General features: G+C 52.2%; 24 protein-coding genes and 2 pseudogenes. 4 read left to right on the top strand and 22 right to left on the bottom strand.

All coding sequences use genetic code 11. From position 1 onward, the window contains the following. Positions 1 to 2 precede the first annotated feature (2 nt). The 14 genes and pseudogenes from KGP21_RS29410 to KGP21_RS29345 form a co-directional block, all read right to left on the bottom strand. Positions 3 to 281, bottom strand: a pseudogene (locus KGP21_RS29410) (transposase); the annotation flags it as partial. 57 nt (positions 282 to 338) lie between these two features. Further along, positions 339 to 590: pseudogene (locus tag KGP21_RS29405) on the bottom strand (transposase); the annotation flags it as partial. A 144-nt stretch (positions 591 to 734) separates the two neighbouring features. Next, entirely contained in the window at positions 735 to 1,229 is a 495-nt protein-coding gene (locus KGP21_RS29400) for a GNAT family N-acetyltransferase (protein WP_223499798.1), read from the bottom strand. 992 nt (positions 1,230 to 2,221) lie between these two features. Further along, the gene (locus KGP21_RS29395) at positions 2,222 to 3,304 is read right to left on the bottom strand and encodes a Replication protein (RefSeq protein WP_371822220.1); all 1,083 of its coding nucleotides are present in this window, start codon (positions 3,302 to 3,304) and stop codon (positions 2,222 to 2,224) included. A gap of 272 nt (positions 3,305 to 3,576) precedes the next feature. After that, entirely contained in the window at positions 3,577 to 3,843 is a 267-nt protein-coding gene (locus KGP21_RS29390; RefSeq protein WP_115160188.1) for a replication regulatory protein RepA, read from the bottom strand. Positions 3,844 to 3,988: 145 nt separating this feature from the next. After that, positions 3,989 to 4,456 (bottom strand): phospholipase D family protein, encoded by a 468-nt coding sequence (locus KGP21_RS29385; protein WP_223538561.1) that lies wholly within the window; start codon positions 4,454 to 4,456, stop codon positions 3,989 to 3,991. Between the two features lie 213 nt (positions 4,457 to 4,669). Next, positions 4,670 to 5,407, bottom strand: a complete 738-nt coding sequence (traX, locus tag KGP21_RS29380; RefSeq protein WP_223499800.1) for a type-F conjugative transfer system pilin acetylase TraX — start codon at positions 5,405 to 5,407, stop codon at positions 4,670 to 4,672. Position 5,408: 1 nt separating this feature from the next. Further along, positions 5,409 to 10,655 carry a conjugative transfer relaxase/helicase TraI gene (gene traI, locus KGP21_RS29375; protein ID WP_223499801.1) on the bottom strand — a complete coding sequence of 1,749 codons (5,247 nt, stop codon included), beginning with the start codon at positions 10,653 to 10,655 and terminating at the stop codon, positions 5,409 to 5,411. Then, positions 10,655 to 11,311, bottom strand: coding sequence for a hypothetical protein (locus tag KGP21_RS29370; protein ID WP_223499829.1), 657 nt, complete (start codon positions 11,309 to 11,311; stop codon positions 10,655 to 10,657). The genes traI and KGP21_RS29370 overlap by 1 nt, the downstream gene beginning before the upstream one ends. Then, the gene (gene traE / locus KGP21_RS29365; protein ID WP_223499802.1) at positions 11,298 to 11,864 is read right to left on the bottom strand and encodes a type IV conjugative transfer system protein TraE; all 567 of its coding nucleotides are present in this window, start codon (positions 11,862 to 11,864) and stop codon (positions 11,298 to 11,300) included. The genes KGP21_RS29370 and traE overlap by 14 nt, the downstream gene beginning before the upstream one ends. Positions 11,865 to 11,878: 14 nt before the next feature. Beyond that, on the bottom strand, positions 11,879 to 12,184 hold the full coding sequence (traL, locus tag KGP21_RS29360; protein WP_065684418.1) for a type IV conjugative transfer system protein TraL: 306 nt from the start codon (positions 12,182 to 12,184) through the stop codon (positions 11,879 to 11,881). Positions 12,185 to 12,333: 149 nt separating this feature from the next. Next, the gene (gene traA, locus KGP21_RS29355) at positions 12,334 to 12,684 is read right to left on the bottom strand and encodes a type IV conjugative transfer system pilin TraA (RefSeq protein ID WP_223499803.1); all 351 of its coding nucleotides are present in this window, start codon (positions 12,682 to 12,684) and stop codon (positions 12,334 to 12,336) included. A gap of 64 nt (positions 12,685 to 12,748) precedes the next feature. After that, entirely contained in the window at positions 12,749 to 13,078 is a 330-nt protein-coding gene (locus tag KGP21_RS29350; RefSeq protein ID WP_245398332.1) for a TraY domain-containing protein, read from the bottom strand. A 252-nt stretch (positions 13,079 to 13,330) separates the two neighbouring features. Beyond that, positions 13,331 to 13,489, bottom strand: a complete 159-nt coding sequence (locus tag KGP21_RS29345; protein WP_223538575.1) for a TraY domain-containing protein — start codon at positions 13,487 to 13,489, stop codon at positions 13,331 to 13,333. A gap of 295 nt (positions 13,490 to 13,784) precedes the next feature. On the opposite strand from KGP21_RS29345, the gene KGP21_RS29340 reads away from it, so the two are divergent. Then, positions 13,785 to 14,564, top strand: coding sequence for a helix-turn-helix domain-containing protein (locus tag KGP21_RS29340; protein WP_223499806.1), 780 nt, complete (start codon positions 13,785 to 13,787; stop codon positions 14,562 to 14,564). A 237-nt stretch (positions 14,565 to 14,801) separates the two neighbouring features. Here the strand turns inward: KGP21_RS29340 and traM are convergent, their stop codons facing one another. Further along, positions 14,802 to 15,197 (bottom strand): conjugal transfer relaxosome DNA-binding protein TraM, encoded by a 396-nt coding sequence (gene traM / locus KGP21_RS29335; protein WP_223499807.1) that lies wholly within the window; start codon positions 15,195 to 15,197, stop codon positions 14,802 to 14,804. A gap of 421 nt (positions 15,198 to 15,618) precedes the next feature. Here traM and KGP21_RS29330 point away from each other — a divergent pair, with 421 nt between their 5' ends. Continuing rightward, positions 15,619 to 16,101, top strand: coding sequence for a transglycosylase SLT domain-containing protein (locus KGP21_RS29330; RefSeq protein WP_223499808.1), 483 nt, complete (start codon positions 15,619 to 15,621; stop codon positions 16,099 to 16,101). Between the two features lie 391 nt (positions 16,102 to 16,492). Here KGP21_RS29330 and KGP21_RS29325 read toward each other — a convergent pair whose 3' ends face one another. After that, the gene (locus KGP21_RS29325) at positions 16,493 to 17,356 is read right to left on the bottom strand and encodes an LPD29 domain-containing protein (protein WP_223538560.1); all 864 of its coding nucleotides are present in this window, start codon (positions 17,354 to 17,356) and stop codon (positions 16,493 to 16,495) included. A 65-nt stretch (positions 17,357 to 17,421) separates the two neighbouring features. Further along, complete coding sequence (locus KGP21_RS29320) at positions 17,422 to 18,087, bottom strand: hypothetical protein (RefSeq protein ID WP_223499811.1); 666 nt, start codon at positions 18,085 to 18,087, stop codon at positions 17,422 to 17,424. 260 nt (positions 18,088 to 18,347) lie between these two features. On the opposite strand from KGP21_RS29320, the gene KGP21_RS29315 reads away from it, so the two are divergent. After that, entirely contained in the window at positions 18,348 to 18,608 is a 261-nt protein-coding gene (locus tag KGP21_RS29315; protein WP_223499812.1) for a hypothetical protein, read from the top strand. Positions 18,609 to 18,639: 31 nt separating this feature from the next. Further along, positions 18,640 to 18,807 carry a hypothetical protein gene (locus tag KGP21_RS29310; protein ID WP_223499813.1) on the top strand — a complete coding sequence of 56 codons (168 nt, stop codon included), beginning with the start codon at positions 18,640 to 18,642 and terminating at the stop codon, positions 18,805 to 18,807. Between the two features lie 46 nt (positions 18,808 to 18,853). Here the strand turns inward: KGP21_RS29310 and KGP21_RS29305 are convergent, their stop codons facing one another. From KGP21_RS29305 to KGP21_RS29285, 5 genes are all read right to left on the bottom strand, one after another. Next, positions 18,854 to 19,114 carry a hypothetical protein gene (locus KGP21_RS29305; protein WP_371822222.1) on the bottom strand — a complete coding sequence of 87 codons (261 nt, stop codon included), beginning with the start codon at positions 19,112 to 19,114 and terminating at the stop codon, positions 18,854 to 18,856. An 88-nt stretch (positions 19,115 to 19,202) separates the two neighbouring features. Then, positions 19,203 to 19,550 carry a hypothetical protein gene (locus KGP21_RS29300; RefSeq protein ID WP_223499814.1) on the bottom strand — a complete coding sequence of 116 codons (348 nt, stop codon included), beginning with the start codon at positions 19,548 to 19,550 and terminating at the stop codon, positions 19,203 to 19,205. A gap of 59 nt (positions 19,551 to 19,609) precedes the next feature. Further along, positions 19,610 to 19,978, bottom strand: coding sequence for a hypothetical protein (locus KGP21_RS29295; RefSeq protein ID WP_223499815.1), 369 nt, complete (start codon positions 19,976 to 19,978; stop codon positions 19,610 to 19,612). Positions 19,979 to 20,718: 740 nt separating this feature from the next. Beyond that, positions 20,719 to 21,078 (bottom strand): type II toxin-antitoxin system HigA family antitoxin, encoded by a 360-nt coding sequence (locus KGP21_RS29290; RefSeq protein WP_050313121.1) that lies wholly within the window; start codon positions 21,076 to 21,078, stop codon positions 20,719 to 20,721. Between the two features lie 4 nt (positions 21,079 to 21,082). Further along, positions 21,083 to 21,385: a type II toxin-antitoxin system HigB family toxin gene (locus tag KGP21_RS29285; RefSeq protein ID WP_050313120.1), complete on the bottom strand. Its 303-nt coding sequence runs from the start codon at positions 21,383 to 21,385 to the stop codon at positions 21,083 to 21,085. Between the last annotated feature and the right edge of the window lie 42 nt (positions 21,386 to 21,427).

Below are 21,427 nucleotides of genomic sequence, written 5' to 3'. Positions count from 1 at the left end.
CCCAGATACTTCCACTGCCCGTTCATTTTGATGTAAGTTTCATCCATTCGCCATCGACGACCCACCGAACGTTTATGCCGGCGGAATGCCTTGTCCAACAACGGCACCAGACGGATAACCCAGCGATGCAGTGTGGCATGGTCAACAGCAATGCCGCGTTCAGCCATCATTTCCTCGAGATTGCGCAAGCTAAGGGCATAAGCCAGATACCAACGAACACATTGCGCGATGATATCGATGGGATAATGCAAGCGTTTAAAGGCATTCCTGATCAGAGACATTAATAGGCAACATTACAAAAAAAACAGCATATTACCTGACGCCGCCTTAACGCGACAGAGCCCATCCTGCAACATCGCCTTGTCGAGGCTCAGATCAGCAACCAGCCTCTTCAGCCTGAGATTTTCTTCTTCGAGCTGCCGCATGTGCTTCAGCTCTGAAGGGGAAATCCCGCCGTATTTTTTACGCCACGTGTAAAAGGTGGCATCAGAGATACCCAGTTTACGGCAGACTTCAGGCACCGATGTACCCAGCTCGGCCTGTTTCAGGGCAAAGACAATCTGTTCTTCGGTGAATCGTGACTTTTTCATCGGCACAACCTCCACTCAGGGGAGTGTTTATCATGCCGGAATTCTGTTTCTGAATGGAGCAGGATGTTGGGGTAGGGTCAAATTTCCGATGTCCAAACTGACCCCATGTAGTCCCTTAGTAACATTGTGGCGATCGTCCGTCGTTTATTCTGACTCCAGGCAAAGAAACTCAGAGCCTCTTTCAGACGTTCCCATAACGTCAAAGCCTCGCCGCTTAAGCATCCCTGCCATCTGGACTGATCCCGGATAACACTTGGCCGTTACGATATGAGAACGATATTCATCGAGTGCGATGGAAAGCAGTCGGGTACCACATGCTTTACCCCGCATTGATTTTGTGATGTTGATTATCCGGATTTCGGTACATGGTCTGCCAGCCAAATCCTGCGCTGCGCATAGCCATAAGAAACCCACTTTACTGTCATCCGATTTGCGGAGCAGCATGAGAATGGTATGACCGGTGTACTGGCCAGAATCATTCATTTGAATGACTTGGCGGATCTGTTTTTCAAAAATCTTGTTACTTTTCGGTATCAGGAGCTCCTGATGTAAATGTCCATTTCTTGCGCTGTCTTCACATTCACTCATGAAAAATGGAATGTCTGACAGCGAAATCATTTTTGTATAAAAATCATTCATTAATATGTCCCTTTTAATGATGCTTATTTTACGGGTATATCACACAAGTGTTTATAAGCACAGTCGTTTATATAACGTACAATCCGGACTGGCGAGCAGTGCGCAGCCGGTCTTCTGAATGCCGCATAGCGGCATGAAGGCGCCAGCAGGTATTACCTATAACTCTGCTGATAATTGGCGCCGATAGCCCGGCGTAGCCGGTTCCGGTTTGATAGGTTTCACCTATACTACCCCTCGCCCTGTAGAGCCAAACCCACTAATAGCTCCACTAAACTCTTTTTGCGCGGTCGGAGTGGGCACGGCAAGGCGTAGCCGCCGCCGGGGCGTATCTCCGCGTTAGCGGGCCTTTAGGGCCGCTTACGAGCGTGTAATCTAAAGCTCCCGCAACACTTCCTTCAGCCACTCGATTATTAGTTACAACACCCATTTCAAAGCCACTGCTGTTCCCGGCCTTTGGCCGGGGCGGCGGCGGCTTTGCAGTGGGTGGGGAGTTGTTTGTAGCCGAGGCTGGCGACGATGTGTTTTGACCACAATGGTTTACTGTTATCGAGCAATTAGACTCAGCGACATGGCCCGCTTTAGCGGGAGCTACTTTACCGGCGTAGCCGGTGGGGTTCTTGTTACAAGAGCTGCGTGTTTGCTCGGTATTTGATTTTCCAGGGGTGTTCTGCCTGAGCAAAGCGAAGGAGGTATCATCGAGCGCTGTTGAGCGCGATGACATCCCCTTTTTTAAAAGGCTTATTTTGTTATGGATTAACGTTCGAAAATAAGGATATCAGTACGTTATGGTTCGAAATTAACTGTCTTCTTCGAAATTAACTGCTGTTGTTAACGCTCCCGAATATCTGGATCCGGAAGAGGATGGCCAACCCGCCTCATTTTCGCCATCACCGGCGCCCACATCCCTTGCAAAAACAGCAATTCCTGAACGCCAGGCAGCACAAAACCCGCGTCGGGCTGGACACGGTTTTTTCAGTCTGGGTTTTTGGTGACTAGAGTTTGCCGGCGCGTTCCAGCAGTCGTTGATAATAGGCTTCCGGATCGCTGTGAAGCAGCCCCGGATTATCGCGCTGGAGCGCCATTTCCAGCTGCACGACCTCGTGACGCATGGTTTTGTTCGACCAGGCGACATAAGCTTGATACATCAGGTTCTGGGCCTTTTTGTGGCCTTTGCCATCAGCTTTGATTTTGCTCTGTAGACCGTCCAGGAGCAGATCGAGACGATCACCTTGCTCAAGCGTATCGAGAGCATCTTCGAGCTGGCCAACCACCTGCTCTTTCTTGCGAGCCAAATCCGGGTTGACCACCCAACGTCGGATCTGCTTGAGCCGGTTACGCAAGGAGTGACGGTTCTTGATATCGATACCAATGTGCTCGATACGCAGTAAATGGCGCTCATATTTGGTGCGCAACGTTTCCGTCAGGCCGTTCTTGATCGCCCAGGTACGGAATTGGCCGAGCCACTGACGGATTTCATCGACGGCAATACCACGGCTAGTGAAGAATCTTTCACTGAGCCAGACACGCAACGGCTTGTTCTGCCCACTGTCGGTATCTTTGCCATGCAGGACGATCGCGTACTGCAGCTGTTCCATCACCGACAGTGCATTAAGCGCCACATCATAGGCTTTGCGCCCACTGTCGTAGACATGCAAGACACCCATGTAATGCGCCAATTGCTCCATCGGAGCCATGATTTCGAAAGGATAGTCGCTGTCCGGGTTAAAGTCGCAGTTGGCCGCCATCACCTGTGACAGAGCCGTCAGCGCCTCACAGGCCTCGGAACGTGCGTGAACGCGCATCGGTTTGGGAACGTAATAGGGATCGTTGCGTTTGGTATACGGAACATACCCATTTTGACGCAGCTCGACCAGGTCGGGGTTGCGATGCCAATTGTGACTGCTGACACGGGCGACCACTTTCGACGCCATGCCACGCGGTACGGCACATCTCAGCCCTGGCTGATAGCGGCGATGGATTTTAGACGTCCCTTTGCGTAAGGCATTAGCCTCCCCGCGGCGGGTACGATTGGGTTCGATTATCGGAGCATCAGACGCGTAATTCAGGCTAGTCAAATAGCCCTGCGCTTATGCTGCACGATAGGAGTTGAATTTTTTTTGGCACAATTCTATACTCCCTGCATAGAGCAACGCTTCTATACAGTTTTGAGTGAGCCCCGTTAATCTTTCCGACCGCCAAGTTAGAGAAGATTATCGGGGTTTTTGCTTTTCAGAATCCGGAGAACTTGCTCAACGTCTTCTGTCCCTGCCACCATACTGGCGTGGCCAACCTAAAAATATTTAAACGATCAGCACATTAGCACTGAGTGAACCAACGATCAAGAAGGTCACCCCATTACCAAACATTCTTTGCGTTCCACTTCACGTTCTATCAAGCGTTCGATCAACTCAGCTTGAGTCAACCCATACTCTTCACATAGATCGATCAAATGATCCTTCAGTGGCTTCCGTACAAATATCTTAACTTCTTTATGGGTTGATTTCTTTCTAGCTACGGATGCTTGCTGCTTTTCTGCAGGACTCAAAGGGTTACCTTTACGATACACACGTTTTGCATTCGATGAAGGAGTAACAATACCTATCGCCTGTGACATCTCCGCCTCCCCAAGGATCTAAAAAGGATCGATTAGGCAAAGACTACTACAGTTTCCGACAGTTAGCAGCAAATGATCGTGATCTGCGACTCATGTTGGCGCATGAGCAATGATGTTCTGCAGATCTGATGGCTTGAAGAAAGGATCAGTAATTCGAATTTAGCGGTGTGCCTTCAGCCCAAAGGCGTTCAAATTCCTGCTGGTAGGCGCGCGCCACAGCTGTTTCGTCGCGGATCACCACCACATTCTCGGCATTGCGACTGAACGCTGATGCTGTGTAGTTCGCAGAACCGGTCTGGACCGTCCGCCCGTCAACCACCACAAATTTCGAATGCTGCTTAGCATATTTACTGTTCAAGCGAACGGGGACCCCTTGATTGGCCAGAAAAGTCACAGCACTGTACGGAGCACGGCTGTCTTTATCGTCTGCCAATACGCGTACCTGGACACCACGCTGCTGCGCATCCACCAGAGCCAGCGCCACCGGTTTTGAGGTAAAGCTGTATGCAGCCAACTCAATACTACTCCTGGACTGCGCCAACGAATCAAGTACCAGGGTCTGCGCCTGCCCGGGGGTAAACGCGGCTTCGACGGTAGCACTAGCAGGTTGCATTACGAGTAGGGGCCCGCTCAACAAGGTCAGACACACCAGGCTGGGCAATGACCGTCTGCTGACGAAATACAATTCCATGAGAACCTCTTGTTATTGAAGTACCAACTGAAACCCCGGAAGAGAAGAAAACTTGTTTTTCCTCTTTTCCGGGGTTGGACAACGGAGCAACGCGAAGGCGTCAGGATGGTGTACCCTATCTTTCTGGCCGTTGCGTTACATCGCAATCAGTCCCAATACCGCCAGATGTACGGTGTAGAACAGCGGAAAAAATTCCCGGGGCCGGAAGCGGGTGACCAGACGACAGGAGCGGCTCAGCACTGTCAGGATGACGCCCGGTATCACTAGCCCCGCTATCACCATCGCCGCACCGTCGCTGGCGTTCAGCGCCAGCATCACCAGCGCAAGACAGCACGCCAGTCCGGTGCGCGTGGTGCGCCTGGCCGTCATGCACACCCCGCAGGCCAGTAACAGCATCATGATGCCGGCAAGGCCATAGCTGCCGCCCGAAAAGGGATACCACACCAGAACCAGTCCCAGCGACAGCGGCCACACGCGGGGACCGTGCTGCTGCATCAGCGCCAGCGCCTGCCCGCTGACCGCAAAGGCAAACAGGATATTGCCCTCATACGGCTGCAGCCCGGCGAGTATCCAGCCGCCCTGTGCCACCACAGCCCACCCCCACAACCGGTTCAGCGACGACTGACGGATGCGAGGATGGCGGGCCAGATTCATCGCCCAGACCAGGCCGAACAGCGGGAAAGCACCCCGTCCAAGTAGCCGTAGTGCGTCGTTATCGAGCCCGAACAGCAGGCTGGTGTGGTCTGCCACCATCAGTAGCAGCGCCACGGTTTTAATCAGGTCGGTTTGCCCCGGTGTCCAGATCAGCAACCGTTGCAGCCAGTTGTCTGTAACCACCACCAGGGGGAAGAACACGTTATCCTCTGCCCGCATCTCAGTCTCCGCTCAGTGTTTTTTCCCGGTCGAGGTCACGCACCACCTCGCGTTCCATCTGTTGCAGGCGTTCACGTTGCACGTTCTCATGTGCCACCTGTGCCACCGCGTCATCGCGGCGGCGCTCCTCATGATTGTCCGGTACCCTGACCGCGTCAGGGGTGGGTTCCTGCGTCCCTTCCAGTTCACGCGCCACTTCCCGTACCGGGTCTGTTCCTTCTCTGCCCTTATCACCGCTGCGCGCCATTTCCCGTACCGCCTGCGCGGCCCGTTCTTCCATTTCGCGGCGTTGCTGTTCGGCCTGCGCCTGCTGCGCCACCACCTCTGGCGGCAGCTTTTCGCCATGCTGTGAGCCGGTGACCACATCGTCCGATACGCCATCAGCCCAGATCCGGCCCCCGGTGATGGCACCGGGGTTCCAGGGACGCCCCTCGCTGCCAGGCAGACGCACCACCACGCCGCTGTGTGGATTTTCCCGCGCCAGCTTCAGCGCAGCCGGCATATCGGCCGCCAGCAGTGATTCCCCGTTACGGCTCACCTGCAGGCCGGCAAAGGTGGCTGCCTCACTGCCCATCACGCGGCCTTCGTCCGTTAAGCCCCGCACTTCACCCTCAACGGGCATCAGCGAACTCAGCCAGATACCTGCCGGCTTACCGTTGCCGTCAAAGGCAGGCAAAGCCACATGCGGCTGCGGATATTTACGGCCAGGCGAGATGAAACGCGCCATCGACCCGTCCGGCGACAATCCGGCCTGGCGCAGCACTGCGCGTCCAGCTGCCACCTCTCCCAGCGGCTTTGCCGTGCCCATCAAACGCTCGGCATTACTGACTGCTCGATCACCGCGAGGCTCCAGAATGTCATGCGCCGTACTGCGGGCGCGGGATTTTCCCATCGCCTCAACCCAGGCCGCACGGTTGTCGGTATACACCTGCGCATGCTGCTTCATACGGCTCAGCGCCACGTAGGCCGATTCGAAGCTCGCCATGGCTTTTCGTGCCCCTTCCGTGCCCAGCAGGGCAATCGCAAACGGCTCACTGGCCCCCTGCGCCCCGTGTGCAGTGACGGCGTAGGCTAGGTCGATATGCTGTTCTGCCCGCTCGGCAGCGGGGTTCACCGTCCGGGTCTGCTGCCCGTCTGTCAACGTGACCCTGTCACCGTCAATCTCGGATATTGTCCAGACGCTGTTGGCCACAAAACCACGCTCATTGTCGCTTTTGGAGAAACGCATCCGGTCGCCGGGCGATACAGTGAGAGTATCCGGGCGATACAGCGTCACCCCCTCTGTCGCAGCCTGGGTGGGCGACAGCGAGCGGGTGTTGCCCTGTTCATCTTTCAGGGTGACCAACTGCCCATCCTTATCCAGGCTGTCAATCCGATAGTAGGTGTTGTCCAGCAGCACCAGATTGTCTTGCGCCGCCTGCCAGGTGGCCATTTTACGCAGCTCACCGTCACGCAGGTTGGCGGAGGTCAGTACCGGTAGTCGGGCCTCCTGCTCACCCAGTTCACCGGCCGCCTGACGAGCCTCATGTATCTGCGCGTTCAGCGCCCGCCGGTCGGCGTTCAGGGTCGTCACCACGATGGTCTGTGCCTGCGCCTGCGGTGTGCGCCCGGTGTAGTCCCGTACAATGGCTTCATAGAGGGTGGCGGGCTGTGCGCCGGGCGTCAGGCTCCCGTCGGCCAGACCTTTCTCGATGGCCTTCTCCTGCGCCGCGCCGAACTCCACCACCGAACTCTCCGGCTGCCAGGCACCCGCCTGACGCGGCACCTGTGCGGGTGCCACCTGCTCAATGGTGTTGAGGGCGCTGTCGATGTCCCGGTCAATCAAACTGTAGACCGCCGGTTTCAGGGCAGGAGTCTGGCGAACGATCTCCTGCATCACCGCGACGTCGATGGCGCTGCGGTTTTGCAGCAGACGGAACGGTTGGCCAGGTGCGATGGACTGCAACTGATCGGTGTCGCCACTGGACACCGCCCTTCCGCCGCCCCCAGCGATCAGGCCATAGGCCCGGGCCATATCGGCATTGCCGACCATTGAGCTTTCATCCACCAGGAACAGCACGTTGCGAAAATCCGGCTTTTCGCCGCCGCGCAGCTGCTGTTGCGTGTCGTGAATAAACGCAGCGAGCGTCTGCGACTCCGGCACGCCGGCATCGCGCATTTCGCTCACGGCTCGGTGGGTGGGTGCCACGCCAATGACGCGGGGCCGCTGCTCCTCCGGCAGTGTGCCGATAGCCGACATTACCGCCCGGAACTGGGTCGTTTTCCCCACCCCGGCGTAGCCCTGTACCAGGGTGAAACGGTCGGAGGACTCCAGGATCATCCGCGTGGCATTGCGTTGCCCGGATGTAAGCCCCTCCATCTGCGCCACTGGTACACGATGCATCAACGGCGCAACGGCATCCTTACCTTCCAGCACATGGCGGATAATGCTTTTCTCAGCGTTATAGGATGCACGGGCAACCAGCAGTTGCAGACCGTTCCCCGGTGAGACCGGCACCGACATCAGCGAACCCTCCCGGGTTTGCTGGTCTATCTCCCGCTCAATCGCCGCCAGTCCTGGCCCTGTCGGCGCTGCCTCGCTGGCCTCCGCCATCAGCTGCGGTTTTGTGAAGGCAAGGTTGCGACTTTCCAGTGCCGGGATGGCCAGATGAATGGCCTGCTGAGCCGGGGTGTGCAGCGCGTTTTTCTGGTGTGTGAGCGCCTCTTCCAGTCTGTCATGCCCGGCGGCTTCCTTGATTTGTGCCGACACCACGCTAAAGGCCGACTGTCTGGCCAGTTTCTCCGTGGTTTTCGCTTCGGTTTGCGCCGAGTACAGCCGCACCTGCGGACCGCTCAGGGCCAGCTTGTTGAGGGTGGTGGTGTCCATCTCCCGCAGGCTCAGCGAGGCAAAGACCGTGGCGTTATCACTCACGCTGCGCCCGGGCGATCCCACCCAGCCTTGCCCGACTTTCGGCGCCGTAAACGGGCTGTCTCCGGACGGCAGCGTCACCGTTCCCTTGCGACCGGGAAGGGTCACGGCTATGCCTTTATCATCAAAGCCGGTGACGGTCACGGTATCGCCACCCTTAAGCCGTGCGCCTGGCGTTTTGCCCAGCACCGCCAGTCGGTCCCCTTCCGACACCGGGATTTGCGTGGCACGAAGCAACGACCAGCTGCTGTCGAGCGATGCCAGCCGGATCACCTGACTTTCACCCTGCACATTGCGCAACGTCAGGCTGTTATTACGGGCGGTAACGCGGTCAATCACAAACCTTTCATGACGTCGCGCCTGAGCATCCCAACGCTCCATCACCATCCCGTCGCGGTAGTGGTCGCGCACCTGCTGATGGCGACTGTCCAGCCACACCGGCTCGAGCGCGGTGATGGTGTGCTCTTTCTCGCCCAACACGCGTTCTGCACGCAGGGCATCACGCACCGCACCTGTGAGCGCCGCCTGTTCGCGGGCACCAGTGACCTGTGCCACGCTGTGTTCTCCCGCCCGTATACTGCGGGCAAAGTCGGTGGCCAGCCGGTCATAACGTTGACGCCGGTCAGGCTCGCTGATGACGTCCACCCGGGTTTTCTCCCCCTGCTGCCAGCTCAGCGTATTCACGCCCGTTTCTTTCATCACTGTCAGGGCGCTGCCGGTGCCGCTGCGTTGCCCGCTGTCGGTCATCAATAGCTGCACGTTATGACGCAGGGCACCATCGAGCAGCGTCAGCGTCTCTTTGAGCGTCAGCTTTTCGGCCTGGTCGACAATCAGCGTGCTGCCCGGCAAAAATGTCATCCCCTCCGTCAGTGCCCGCCGGTCGGTAATGTGCTCCCCGCCAAGGCGCTCATCCTGCGCAAGGCTGCGGGCCGAGCGGCGATCTGCCGCCACTATCTGCACCTCACGCCCCTGTTCGTGCGCCATCATGGCCAGCTCTGCTACACGCTCACGCTGGCCAGCGGCCCCCCCTTGACCGGCCACAATCGCCACCGGCAGACGGTCCTGCGCCAGCACACTGACCGCGTCAGAGTAAGCTCGGGTTCGGGGCTGTGCTTTATCCGCAAAGGTATCAATCGGCCCGGCCCGCTGCAGGTCGCGGGTCAGGGCCGCCACCGACAGTTCGTCGAGCACATGAATGTTTGAGGTGAACAGGCCTTTTTCTTTATCGAGCGGAATAAGCTGTTCGTTTTTAATCGCCGACTCGATGCCCTCGCGCGCCTGCGCCACTACCCCCGGCTGCGCGGGCAACTGACCGATTGTGGTAGCCAGCAGTTCAGAGTAAGTGAAGCGCGCCCGCCGGTCGCTCAGCATGCCGATGGCCAGGCCGACCGACGCACTGATGTCGACGGCCTCCACGGACGGGGCCGGGATGTCACCCGCCTGCGCACGCTGGTCAGCGTCCTCGCGGTAGCCCCGGATATCGAAGCCGGTGGCTTTCAGTGTGTGCATCCACTCGCTCATCCGTTGCTCTGGATCGACCTTTTCTTTCGGGCGCCGCGTATCCAGCGCGGCCATGTCGCGTGATTTTAGCGATGCATCTTCCCCTACGGCCTCCTTAATCGCCTGAGTGCGACTGGAGAATTCGACGACCGGTACGTCTTTCAGCTCCCACATGCCGTGCTTCCCCACGACCTCCGTCTCATAGCCCAGCGCCGTGACATCCTGATGCAGTGTGGCGCGGTAAATTTTGCCGAAGGCTATCTGGTTGGCGTACACGTTTTCGATGAAGCCGGTTTTGCCGACCTTATCGCTGCTGAGCGTCCGCCAATCATCACCGTACCGGGTGAGGTTGGCCACCACGGCATGGGTGTGCAACAGCGGCTCCTGGTCACGGCTGGTATCGTGGTTAAACAGCGCCATCACCAGATTGCCGGTCAACTCGGTCTGACTTTTACCGTCGGTCATCACCCGCGTCGAGGCCAGTGCCTCCACCTGCTTCACAGCGGTATCCACCGCGTGGTTGTGTGCGTCAATCAGCCGTGTGTCGCCGCCGAGCATGGCCATCACTGAAATACTTTTGGGGGCTGAGAAGGTCAGGTCATAGCCCGGTCGGTGCTTGTTGGCACCCTCCTGCATACGGCTGAGATCACTCCCGTCCGGCAGGCGGCCTTCCAGCAACTGGGTGAAGGTTTTCTGGTCCACTTCCCCTTTAAGCCCCAGCTCAGCAGCCCCCTCGCCCGCCCAGCGTTCTCCCATACTGCCAATGACGTAGTAGTTATCCTTGTCGGTGTAGTAGTTTCCGGCGCTGCCGGCCGATTTTACTGTCGCCAGACTTAACATCAGAGGTTATCTCCTGGTTCGAGGTCTTTTTCAGGCGAACGATGCACATTGATGTTCACCTCTTCACGGCGCTGCATATCCTTCCCTGACAGCCTATCTTGCTCAGCCTGCCAGGCTTCAAAGGCATCCCAGTCCACCACTTCGCCGCTGACATCAATACCGGGCGGCAACTTTTCAGCGTCTTCGGCTTTGGTGGCCAGCTCTTGCTCGGTACCGCCAACGCCCACCGCTGCTGCCGATGAACCGGATGTAGCCGCAGGTGCGCCACTCGTCGCTGGGCGCTCCATGGGCGCAGCAGGGGCAACCGGCGCGACAGGGACGTCCACAGGCGCGGGAGGTGCGCTGGCTACCACTGACACAACCGCTTCAACCGGAATATCCGGCGTAAACAGCACTGCCAGACTGCGAGATTCGTCTTCGCGTGCGGCCAGGGCGAGGTTCAGACGCGCATCCGCCTGCTCATCCAGGGTGCGCGGGATGAATTCGGGTGCGACCTTCGGTCGTGGCTGGTACTTCAGGGCCATCTTCACTGCCGGATAGGGTCCCGGTAGCGTGACATAACAGGAGAGATCCGGCAGCGTCTGGATGTCGGAGTAGCTGACAAGCGTCACGCGCTCCATGTCCTTGCCCAGCGTAATACGGCTATTTTTGTGCATCGCTAATTTCTCCGAAGTGAACCAGCCAGCTAACCCCGTCCTGGCGTTCGAACTGCAAGACGTACTGCTTCAGCTCAGGGTAAGGTTTGGAATCGCCAATCCAGGTCTTCAACTGTCCGCGAACGTCAACGCGGCTGCTGCCCGGATACACCTTCACGCTGGTCATGTAGAAGGCCGAGTTAACGTTGTTGTCCTTGATCCGCGTGGCGTCTTCTGCCAGTTTGATTTTTAACGCATTCTGGGACGCCGGACGGACATACATCAGCAGTTGTTCGTGTGAGGCATCCACGGTTTCCGGCGTGACGTTGACGCGCAAGGCAATGAGAGAGAGGGCCATTTGTTGCAGGTACGATGCATCGGCCTGATTCTGTGATACGGCGAACGGTGCGTTGTAGAGCATCGGCGTAACCGCCACCTTTTGTTCGTTCTGCAGGCGATAATTATTAATCCCCTGAATGACGTTGGTACTGAGGCTCAGCAGCAATAGCGTCCCCAGCGAGAGAAACCCGATGGCGATAACGCGCTGTGTACTGAGGCGTGCTCCATGATCCATCTGAATAATCCTGTCTATTTGATCCACTGCCGATAGCAGGAGTCTGGTACGTCGTGGAAAATGCCCCTCAACAGGGAAGTCGGCATATACCAGTACACCAGGTCCCGCAGCCATGTACTGCCACGCCCTTTTTTCAGTTTCTTAATGGCCAGATACGCCAGGACGCCCGCGACAATCCCCAAAAGGTAATGCTGCGACCAGATCCCCCATCCCAGGCAAATAATGGCCGGGATGAGTTCGTCCACAGGCAGACCAAACCAGCGCCCTTGATTGGTGAGCGTTTCGGGGAATCGGTATTTTTTGAGAGACTCGTCTGCCATTTAAATAGGCCTCCGGGTAACTGGTGGGCAGCCGCGAAATCTCTGCCCACCAGAATTCAGGCAAAGCAATCCCGTGAACGCGAATAAACGCATTCGAAATTAAAAAAAATTAATAAGCAGGGACGCTTTCTACTTCCACTAACGCGGAATTAATACCCGGCGACAGACATACCGATGGCGACAAACACCGACAGAATGGCGAAGCCGGCAAGGAACTTGAGGTTCTTGGTGGTCATATACATCACCGCCCCGACCAGCACCTCGGCCAGGATGACCCATTTCACCACGCTTGAACCGGACCCAAAGGTGCTCTTAACGGTACCGTCGCCGCTTGCCATCAGGTCTTTACCGGCTCCAGCTGCCATCACCGTTTCTGGGAAGGCAGCCGACACCGCCGCAATCGGCAGTGCGAACTTCAGCGCTTTGAGAAGACCAACTTTACTGAATTTCTTTTTAGCAGCGGGTGCCTGTGCTGCATTCATCACAGAGATTTCTGTCATTTCATTATTCCTTCAACATAACAGTTAGATTTAAAAAGCGGTTGAAATTACAAACTTCATTACCTCAGTTGAAATTATTGGGTATCACCTCCACCATTTCTGCATTGTAAAAATCGGGAAACTTCTTCAGATGATCGTGAAGCCGTTCCCGTACCTCATAGGATTTACACCAGCCACTGCGATTTTTCGCGTTGATGAGTTTAAGGTTTGTTTCATCATCAAACCTGACGGTGGCATAGTGCTTCCGTGAAAAATCCGGGCTTTCCATGACGCTGAACATCGGAAAACGGTTAAGGTGATCTCGCACACGGAAGAACACCTCAAACCCCCGGCTTCTCCCACTACGTTGAACGGCAGCGCTTAATAAATCTTCCGTTGCCGTATCAAGTTTCACTCTTACCGTTTTCCCAAGAGCAGGAGCGCTGCTATATCTCCTCACAACCCCCTCCATTCTGTTTTTGACACAAGGTGATCATAACTCAGAAGCACCTCCGGACGTTTGTCCCAAAGGCCCCGCCCTTTAACATAAAAGTAATAATTTAATTACCACTCATTCAGCAAACTCTTATTTTTAATTATTTCAAGTTAAATTAAATAGATTCCCTGGCACTGCAAAAGGCCATGGTTGTTTGCCACGAAAAATTAATTACTTATCGTTCCTTAAGAATCTTTTACCTTCAGACGCAATATCTTCGAAGTTAATGAGATGGTCAGTTAAACGGAGTAAAGCCTCTTGTGTTTTACTGCGTCCTGTTCGTAGAGCCGACTCGGTAAGCAGACGATTTACGTTGGGACTCAATCTCATCACAAGCTGTACTGCTTTCCATTGTTCATCAGTCATAGTTGTAATTCCAAACTGAAACTAAAGGTATGAGTGGTAATTAAACATAAACTTACAAACATGTGAAGATCTTTTGAGTGTTTTTTTCTATTAATTTGAGCCTGTTTTGAGAATATTAATATAAATCATACTCATAAAGCACATATTGGTTCCCATTTCACCTATGATGCAGGTGTAAGGTAATGCCTGATGCTAGTGCCTGTATGAGCATCTATGCTCAGGAAGTGCTCAAAAACGAAACAGGAAGAGTCTTAAGCGCATGAAAAAAAATATAAATTACATAGAAAAAATCAGTAACCTGCTAACCCAAAAAGGTGTCGGGTACAGAAAGCATGCGTCGACAATGGCAACAATACTGGGGCTGCAGTACAACAGCGCCAAACAAAAGCTAGATGGCAAGAGGGGTATAACACTCGAGGAGGTAAGAAATATATTCAAATATTTCAATGAGCCTTTTGAAGGGCAAAGGGTACATAATTGTGTTTTTATTATGAACAACATCCACAAGCGATGCGTTATAGAGGTTAATGATAGCCCAGTGATTAATACCGAGGAAAATGAGACTTATGCGGTGAAAAAAGACGGTCTTTTTGTAATTAGCACAAAAAATGAGAACCCTCTTGATGTGGAAATATACAAGGTCAATTCAATAGACTTCTTGCCAGCTCCAAAAATTGCATTATTAGACAACGACCGTGATACTCTTGAACTTCTTAAGCTAGTTACAGCCCGATATGGGATAGAAGCAGATACGTATCAAAATAAAACCGAAATTATTGAGGCTCTAAGCAATAATCAGTATGAAGCATATATACTTGATTGGTTGCTTGATTTTGGTGAAACATCTGAAAGCGTAGTCAAAAAGTTAAGAGAAAAAACGGCCTCCTATAGCAACATAATAATTTTAACGGGGCAACTGAACCATTATGAAAAAAATATCGGCGATATGATTTTAAACTATGATGTAAAATTAATAGAGAAACCAGCAAAACCATTCATTATATCATCACTATTATTATCAACTTTATTTTTTAATTAATTCAACAAGGGTAAATATAAAGAATGAAGAACCTGCGCCATCTACTGGTTTTACACGAATTCTACGCTTGAGTGATTTCACGTAGTTTTTAATAATTGTTAACTGTAACGGCCTGACATCGAAAACCGCCCGACCTGCAATCAAGGGCGGTTTTCAACCCACATTAGGTGATTCTCACCGAACCTGAAACCCAGATTAAATGATAATGAGCCAGCATTATTAAATTTATTACATCAATCAAACATCATCTTCACCACCCTCATCTTTAGGGAAGAAGTTTGATACAATTTGGTCTACATCTTCGCGGATTGTTGTGACCATATCTTTAAATATGAACTTCTCGTTCCCTTCTAAATATGGACTGAGAGACACCATGCCTAAAAGCTTACTTGTCGCCATCTGCGATTTCAGCACATTCTCCAGCAACGTCTTATTAAAGAGGGCCTGATTGAATCCTGTCTCTTTATTGTTCATCTGGGCCTCATAGACCCTAAGCCCCAGTTCAATGAGCATCGTGGTGACACTCGAAAAACTGACATCTTTATCCTTAGCACCTTCCTGACGGCGTTTTTCTACTATTGCCATTATCTTGTCTGCCACGTCATCGCTGGCGTACACTTGGATCTTAGCCACGGCACCTTTCCTTATATTATTGTGGTTTTATTTGACACTGAAATATCAAAAACATGACGAATCGCCAAAAAATCGAATCGCAAGTCGAATCTAGATATACAGCAAGTCATGTAGCGAATCGTAGCAGGGGTCGACTCTAGGGTCAATTCGCACTAACAGTCTGATTTATAAAAATCGATTCGTCTACGACTTTTCACAGAGTCATAGACGAGTCGCTTAGATTCGTTGGCGATATATTTAGACTTCCACATTGGAATCGAACGGAATTAATAATTCCTAACCCACTGTTTCAACAACCAAATCAGCAAAAAGTAAATTTTGCGTGGGGTGTGGTGATTTTTGTGGTGAAGAGTGCATATATATTGAACTGCGAACTTGTATAGATTAAAATACTACCTAGAAATCAGACCGGAGGAAGTATATGAATAAAATGGCCGCTTTGACTGTATCTCTGCTTTTTTCAGGCATGGTAAACGCATCGGATTGTTTTGATTTGGCAGGAAGGGATTACAAAATCGATCCAGACTTACTCCGCGCAATAGCCTGGAATGAGTCCAAGTTCAATCAATATGCCGTAGGTAATAATTATGATTCTAGTGTTGACACTGGTATCATGCAAATTAACTCACAGCATGATCAAGAGCTCTATAGCTATGGCATAACGAGACATCATTTAAAAAATGATGCCTGTCTTAACATCTATACAGGTGCCTTTTATCTTGCTATAGCTTTCAAAAAATGGGGAGTTTCCTGGGTTTCTGTTGGTGCATATAATGCAGGTTTTAAAGACTCTCCGAAGCAAGCATACCGTAGATACATATATGCAGAAAAAATCCATAGAACTTACAAAACAATTAAGCTTAACAAGAAAAAGCCTCTTACTTATCCGATAGCTAAAAATTAGCACATTCTCTTATCCACATATGCACATGAGATAAAGCCAGTGAAATACTATCCTTTCATTAGGGTGGAATGAACGTGAGCGATTCCTTCACCTCTACAAGGTGAAAGAATATCGATTGTGTATATGTGGATAAGTTATCATGCCAACAGCACATTCTCAGACGATGACAATAGGTTTTTCATTGTCATCGTGCAAGCCAGGGAGCCCCTCTGGGGCAGCGGCAGGATGAAAATTTTTGTTATTTTCATCCGGGTGGGAGGGGAATAAACTGATACTCTCTCAACGGGGGTATCACTTTAAAGGGACGCCGAGAAGTATTACAGAAATGCAATTCTACATCATAAAAAAACCGGAACGAGGAGGTGCCCTCCTCATTCATGGGTTGAACTGATTAGGCGGTCAACTGCGCTCTCATTCTGTTTATTTCATCTTCGACACCATGACCATGCCAAAAATCACGAAAACCCACACGCCATAGCTCACCAGATTTATAGCGTTCAATGTTGACATTCTCAAATCGATCGCCAAACTTGACATTGAATTCCTGGATGGCTTTCTCTGTTAGAGCGTCGCTATACTCTCTCTTTGTGAAAAGATAATTAACACCGCCATAAACTTTATTGAACGGGGACTCACAATATTCATAGATATCTTCCATGCTGTTAAAGTGGCCATCTTTATACTTACCAATAATGGCTTTAATCTCATCCTCTTTAGGGCCATCTGTCCAACTAATATTGACACTAGAAGTATGCCTTTTGCGGACACTAAACTTTACGCCTGGGCATGCTTTTTTCAACTCCTTCCGAACATTAGCAGTAACTTGAGTAATTCCTTTTTGTTCTTGTGAAAGCCCGATATATTCAGGAGCTTTTTTTATGCGTTCAACTTCATCTTGAAATGCTTTTTGAGCCCGTTTTTTTTCTGTGTTTCTCCTTTCTTCTTCATCGCGCGCATTGCTTAAAATTCGCAGGACTTCATCTTGGCCCAGAACTTCATCATGGATCGTCCACTGAACTCCATACAAAATGCACTCATGTAATTGATGCGTCATTGTCCCACACTCAAAAGCAATATCAAAAGTTGCGTTACCACCTGTTGCCATTACACCGCCCAAACGATGGGTTACTGTTTCCGGACTTTGTTTACCCTGGATCATGTATATGACACCACGACCGAGACCATATAGACTTGTGCTGACAACTTGCCCGACTACAACCACCTTTTTTTCGATCCCAATTTTCATAACACCCATGGCTTTATCTCCTATTTATTGGCCTGCTTTCTCAGGAACGGGCCGTTGATTACATTGTTTAATGATCACTCTGTCGCAAACATCTGTGCTTCCTCTTCGATGAAGTCTGCACATTCACGGCGGTAAATTTCATCGAATATCTGTACTATCTCAGGATGCCCCCTATAGATCGGAGCAACAATTTCCAATGTCATTACTTCGGCGATTAACCATAATTCATCCGCTTTACTTAGGTTTCCTGCGTTAAGCTCATCCCTGGCGGCGTAATTTGTTCTTTTCACTTTCGTGGTCAGAACCTCAATTTCTCCCGTTGTTTTTATCGGTTCACACCACTCAATTTTGGTACCTATCGTCCCACCCAATACCGCCCTCCCATTGCGGTCCGTAATTTGGACGTACTGAGCCAAATAATCCAGAACTGTTGTATCACCCAGTACGTCCGCATCCTTGTACTGCCAGGCGTTTTCACTGTGTACTTTATTTACCTGATTTACGGCATCCGTAATTGTTGATGCTGTAAGTACGTAGAAACTGATCTGTTTTTTCTCAAATGCCGCATCATTTGGGAACGTAGCCAGGCCTCTAACAAGCACCTTAAACTGTTTATTAAAGATATCTTCCCTGATCGAGACACCCTTTTCATAGGGTGACGGAATGAATTTAGGGGTTGCCTTTTCACATATCCTGCTAGTCCCCGTCGCGCTGTTGACCTTGACGTTTTGTGTGTGCATGTTATTTGTCCCGTTAGTGTTTATTGTCACATCCCACTGAGCCCCTCGCCGCAACCGCTAAACTCACCTTCCAGGAATGAGGATGAAGTCAAATTTGGCGACAAAGCCGCAGCGCAAGCGACCACAGGGAGTGCGAACGGGTGCCGGCGACAGATTTGACTTCAGACGCCTGGAAGGTAGTTTTTAGCGGGGCGAGGGACTCAGCGGGTGTGACTGACACGGTAGTAACAATATGCACACACCCGACACGGCGAAATGCCGTGGCGACCTTAGCGCCCTGCAGCTTTTCGCAGGGCAGTGAACGCGCTGGCCACCGGCCAGCTGCAGCCCTTGACCTGGCCGTTAGCCATCATACCCTAGCCGTCAGGCCCGAAACCCGCGCTTTTGCGGGGTTCGGCGGAGCTTGCTCGGCGTCTTCATGCCGGGCTAGCGCAGTCGGGGTGACGACCTGGCGCAGCCAGGAAGCCGAAGGGGGCCAAACCGCCGTTGACCTGATTTTTGGCCATGCATCTGTTGATTAAACTATGTGGTATTACAAAGGAAAGTAGTTTGATGAAAAGGAAGAAACTTAATATCAATACCTTGTGTTCAATTCAGTGCAAGCCAGCCCGCCATACGCTGAGAAAATGCAGTAAAAGAAGCCACGGCGGCGGCGCAGCCGCAGCAGTTGCTTATTATGGTTTTTGCGGCGCCGACGTTGGCACCATTCCAAACTTGTGATGCATAGCCGGGAAAAAAACCGCCCACTTAGGGGCGGCACGTTAAATCAGACAAGCGCCCGTTTTAGTTCAAGCGCACGTAGAAGTTGCCCCCACTCGCTCCCACACATCGCGGGAACCCTAACAGAGCGGCCTTTGTGACGACAGCGAGCGATATGACGGCCCCAGGCGCGCATTTCAGGAGTAAGGTCACTGGCGGCAATGTCATCGCGCAGAATACGAACCTGTTTTTTCGGTTGCTCGTTTTGGATCTCCAATTGCTTTACATACAGCGCAGATGGTGCAATGATTGAGACTTCAATATTCATGGCTTTATCTCCATGTTGATTATTGGAAGCTGGTCTAGCTTTCTCAGGGGTAAACCAGCTAGAGAAGGCAGGGGAAACCCTGCTTTTTTCATTTCTGGCGTAAACCAAATTCCTCCTTAACGCTGGCCAGAATTTTCGCGTGGCTCAGGTCTCTGTGATCCCGCATCTCGAAGTAACGAACTCCGATCCGGGTGTAAATTTCGGTAACGTTGCCGCAATACATCTCAGCCAACATAAACGTTTCACACTCACCGTTTTCGCTGCATGACCAGTTAAGCGGGGACATCATGCCCAGCGCGTCATGGAACCGATGAACGTCAATTTCAACCGGCTTTTTCACCGCTGCTTTTTCACGGCTCTGCCAATAGGCGCGCTCGGCTTCCGCGTTGGCATTCATACCCAGAGTGGCGCAAGACTCGGTCAGATTTAAATACATGGTGCTTTTTCCTTCTAGTGAGGGGTGGCAGCAATACGCCGCCACCGGGTTAAAAAAAATCAGTAATCGGCGGCCAGCTCGGCCATCAGTTCATCACTTGAGGCCTGTGCGCGTTGTTCTTCGGCCAGTGTCAGCATGATCCCCCGCTTCGTTGCCGCCCCCATAAACACCGGGCGATCTGTTAGCGGTAATCTTTCCATCCAGTTCATCGCCATGGCCAGTAAGCGCGATTCGTAAATTTCGTAATAGCTGCCACACCCTTTATTGGCCTCTTTTTCCAGCCGTTGGATCACCACGTCAGCGCGGATCACGTCAAACGGGTGATGTGAGTGAATGTTGCAGACAAAACCATCAAATCGAGGTGTTGTCCTTTCACATATCCTGCTAGCTTCCGTCGCGCTGTTGACGTTGACGTTTTGTGTGTGCATGTTATTTCTCCCCTTAGTGTTTATTGTCACATCCCACTGAGCCCCTCGCCGCAACCGCTAAACTGACCTTCCAGGGATGAGGAGGAAGTCAAATTTGGCGACAAAGCCGCAGCGCAAGCGACCGTAGGGAGTGCGAACGGGTGCCGGCGACAGATTTGACTTCAGACGCCTGGAAGGTAGTTTTTAGCGGGGCGAGGGACTCAGCGGGTGTGACTGACACGGTAGTAGCAATATGCACACACCCGACACGGCGAAATGCCGTGGCGACCTTAGCGCCCTGCAGCTTTTCGCAGGGCAGTGAACGCGCTGGCCACCGGCCAGCTGCAGTCCTTGACCTGGCCGTTAGATATCAGACCCTAGCCTTCAGGCCCGAAACCCGCTTTTTATGCGGGGTTCGGCGAAGCTTGCCCGGCATGTTTTCGCCGGGTTAGCTGAGTAGGGGTGACGACCAGGCAAAGCCTGGAAGCCGAAGGTATCCAGACTGCCGTTGATTTAGCTTTTTGTTCACCAGGTACATGGCCATCGAGAACAGAAGAAGATAACCAGGGAAGAGAAGTCACCAGGAAGGAAACCAAAGAGGAAGAGGAAGATATCCAGGAGCGGCAGAGAGAAGAACGGCGCCGCAGGCGCTGTCCTTTCCTTGGCTTTTTGCCGCCCTTGCTTTCGCGCCGTAAAGGGGTAGATCTGGGCAGCAACCACAGGAGGAATGTTCTACACCTGTGGCTGCCTGTTGTGGAAAATCACACGCCGACCAGACTTTCCAGCGGGATATTGAATTGCTTATGCAGGTTACGGATCATTGGCAAGGTGAGTTTTCGCGTACCGTTGAGAACTTCATACACACGGTTTGCCCTGCCGATCGCTGGCTCCAAATCTTTGACCGTCAAGCCCTGTTGCTCCATCCGGAATTTTATCGCCTCGATGGGATGAGGTGGCTCAATGGGATAGTGCTTCTTCTCATACTCTTCAATCAGTAGGCACATGACTTCAAAGAAGTCCCCTTCTGCCGTATCCATTTCTGGTTCGTTGTCAAAGAGAGGGGAAACGGCCTTTAAGGCTGCCTTGTAATCATCTTCGTTACGGATCGGTTTGATTTGCATCGTTCTACTCCAGTTCTACAGTTTCAGCATCGATGGCATCGTATTTGCGGTGCGTGCCGATGAATTTCACAAACATCCATCCCCGCTGGTAGGCAATCGCTACGATTAACCTGTAGTCGTTTCCTTTGATATTGAATACCACCCGCCTGTTCTTCAGAATGCTGGCGCTGCGGTACTGTTCTTTAATTTCTGCCGGGGTTCGCCAGTTCGCTTTGACGGCCTCATCCACCCATGCTTTCAGCGGCTGTTCGGCATCGGGATATTCATCCCAAAAATCTTTTAATGTCTTAACGGATATGATTTTCATTCTGTTAATTATAGTCCCAAAATGGGATTAATCAAGATTTCA

The organism is Serratia sp. JSRIV004 (genome assembly GCF_019968705.1).
GTDB lineage: Bacteria > Pseudomonadota > Gammaproteobacteria > Enterobacterales > Enterobacteriaceae > Chania > Chania fonticola_B.
The sequence above is the reverse complement of the archived record's forward strand: the minus strand, read 5'-3'. Positions and strand labels throughout refer to the sequence as shown.

Bases quoted from the DNA above. Each gene is read 5' to 3' on its own strand.
- KGP21_RS29400 (WP_223499798.1), bottom strand. From the start codon at position 1,229: ATGAATGATTTTTATACAAAAATGATTTCGCTGTCAGACATTCCATTT.
- KGP21_RS29390 (WP_115160188.1), bottom strand. From the start codon at position 3,843: ATGTCACAGGCGATAGGTATTGTTACTCCTTCATCGAATGCAAAACGT.
- KGP21_RS29385 (WP_223538561.1), bottom strand. From the start codon at position 4,456: ATGCAACCTGCTAGTGCTACCGTCGAAGCCGCGTTTACCCCCGGGCAG.
- traX (WP_223499800.1), bottom strand. From the start codon at position 5,407: ATGCGGGCAGAGGATAACGTGTTCTTCCCCCTGGTGGTGGTTACAGAC.
- traI (WP_223499801.1), bottom strand. From the start codon at position 10,655: ATGTTAAGTCTGGCGACAGTAAAATCGGCCGGCAGCGCCGGAAACTAC.
- KGP21_RS29370 (WP_223499829.1), bottom strand. From the start codon at position 11,311: ATGCACAAAAATAGCCGTATTACGCTGGGCAAGGACATGGAGCGCGTG.
- traE (WP_223499802.1), bottom strand. From the start codon at position 11,864: ATGGATCATGGAGCACGCCTCAGTACACAGCGCGTTATCGCCATCGGG.
- traL (WP_065684418.1), bottom strand. From the start codon at position 12,184: ATGGCAGACGAGTCTCTCAAAAAATACCGATTCCCCGAAACGCTCACC.
- traA (WP_223499803.1), bottom strand. From the start codon at position 12,684: ATGACAGAAATCTCTGTGATGAATGCAGCACAGGCACCCGCTGCTAAA.
- KGP21_RS29345 (WP_223538575.1), bottom strand. From the start codon at position 13,489: ATGAGATTGAGTCCCAACGTAAATCGTCTGCTTACCGAGTCGGCTCTA.
- KGP21_RS29340 (WP_223499806.1), top strand. From the start codon at position 13,785: ATGAAAAAAAATATAAATTACATAGAAAAAATCAGTAACCTGCTAACC.
- KGP21_RS29330 (WP_223499808.1), top strand. From the start codon at position 15,619: ATGAATAAAATGGCCGCTTTGACTGTATCTCTGCTTTTTTCAGGCATG.
- KGP21_RS29325 (WP_223538560.1), bottom strand. From the start codon at position 17,356: ATGGGTGTTATGAAAATTGGGATCGAAAAAAAGGTGGTTGTAGTCGGG.
- KGP21_RS29320 (WP_223499811.1), bottom strand. From the start codon at position 18,087: ATGCACACACAAAACGTCAAGGTCAACAGCGCGACGGGGACTAGCAGG.
- KGP21_RS29310 (WP_223499813.1), top strand. From the start codon at position 18,640: ATGAAAAGGAAGAAACTTAATATCAATACCTTGTGTTCAATTCAGTGC.
- KGP21_RS29305 (WP_371822222.1), bottom strand. From the start codon at position 19,114: ATGAATATTGAAGTCTCAATCATTGCACCATCTGCGCTGTATGTAAAG.
- KGP21_RS29300 (WP_223499814.1), bottom strand. From the start codon at position 19,550: ATGTATTTAAATCTGACCGAGTCTTGCGCCACTCTGGGTATGAATGCC.
- KGP21_RS29295 (WP_223499815.1), bottom strand. From the start codon at position 19,978: ATGCACACACAAAACGTCAACGTCAACAGCGCGACGGAAGCTAGCAGG.
- KGP21_RS29290 (WP_050313121.1), bottom strand. From the start codon at position 21,078: ATGCAAATCAAACCGATCCGTAACGAAGATGATTACAAGGCAGCCTTA.
- KGP21_RS29285 (WP_050313120.1), bottom strand. From the start codon at position 21,385: ATGAAAATCATATCCGTTAAGACATTAAAAGATTTTTGGGATGAATAT.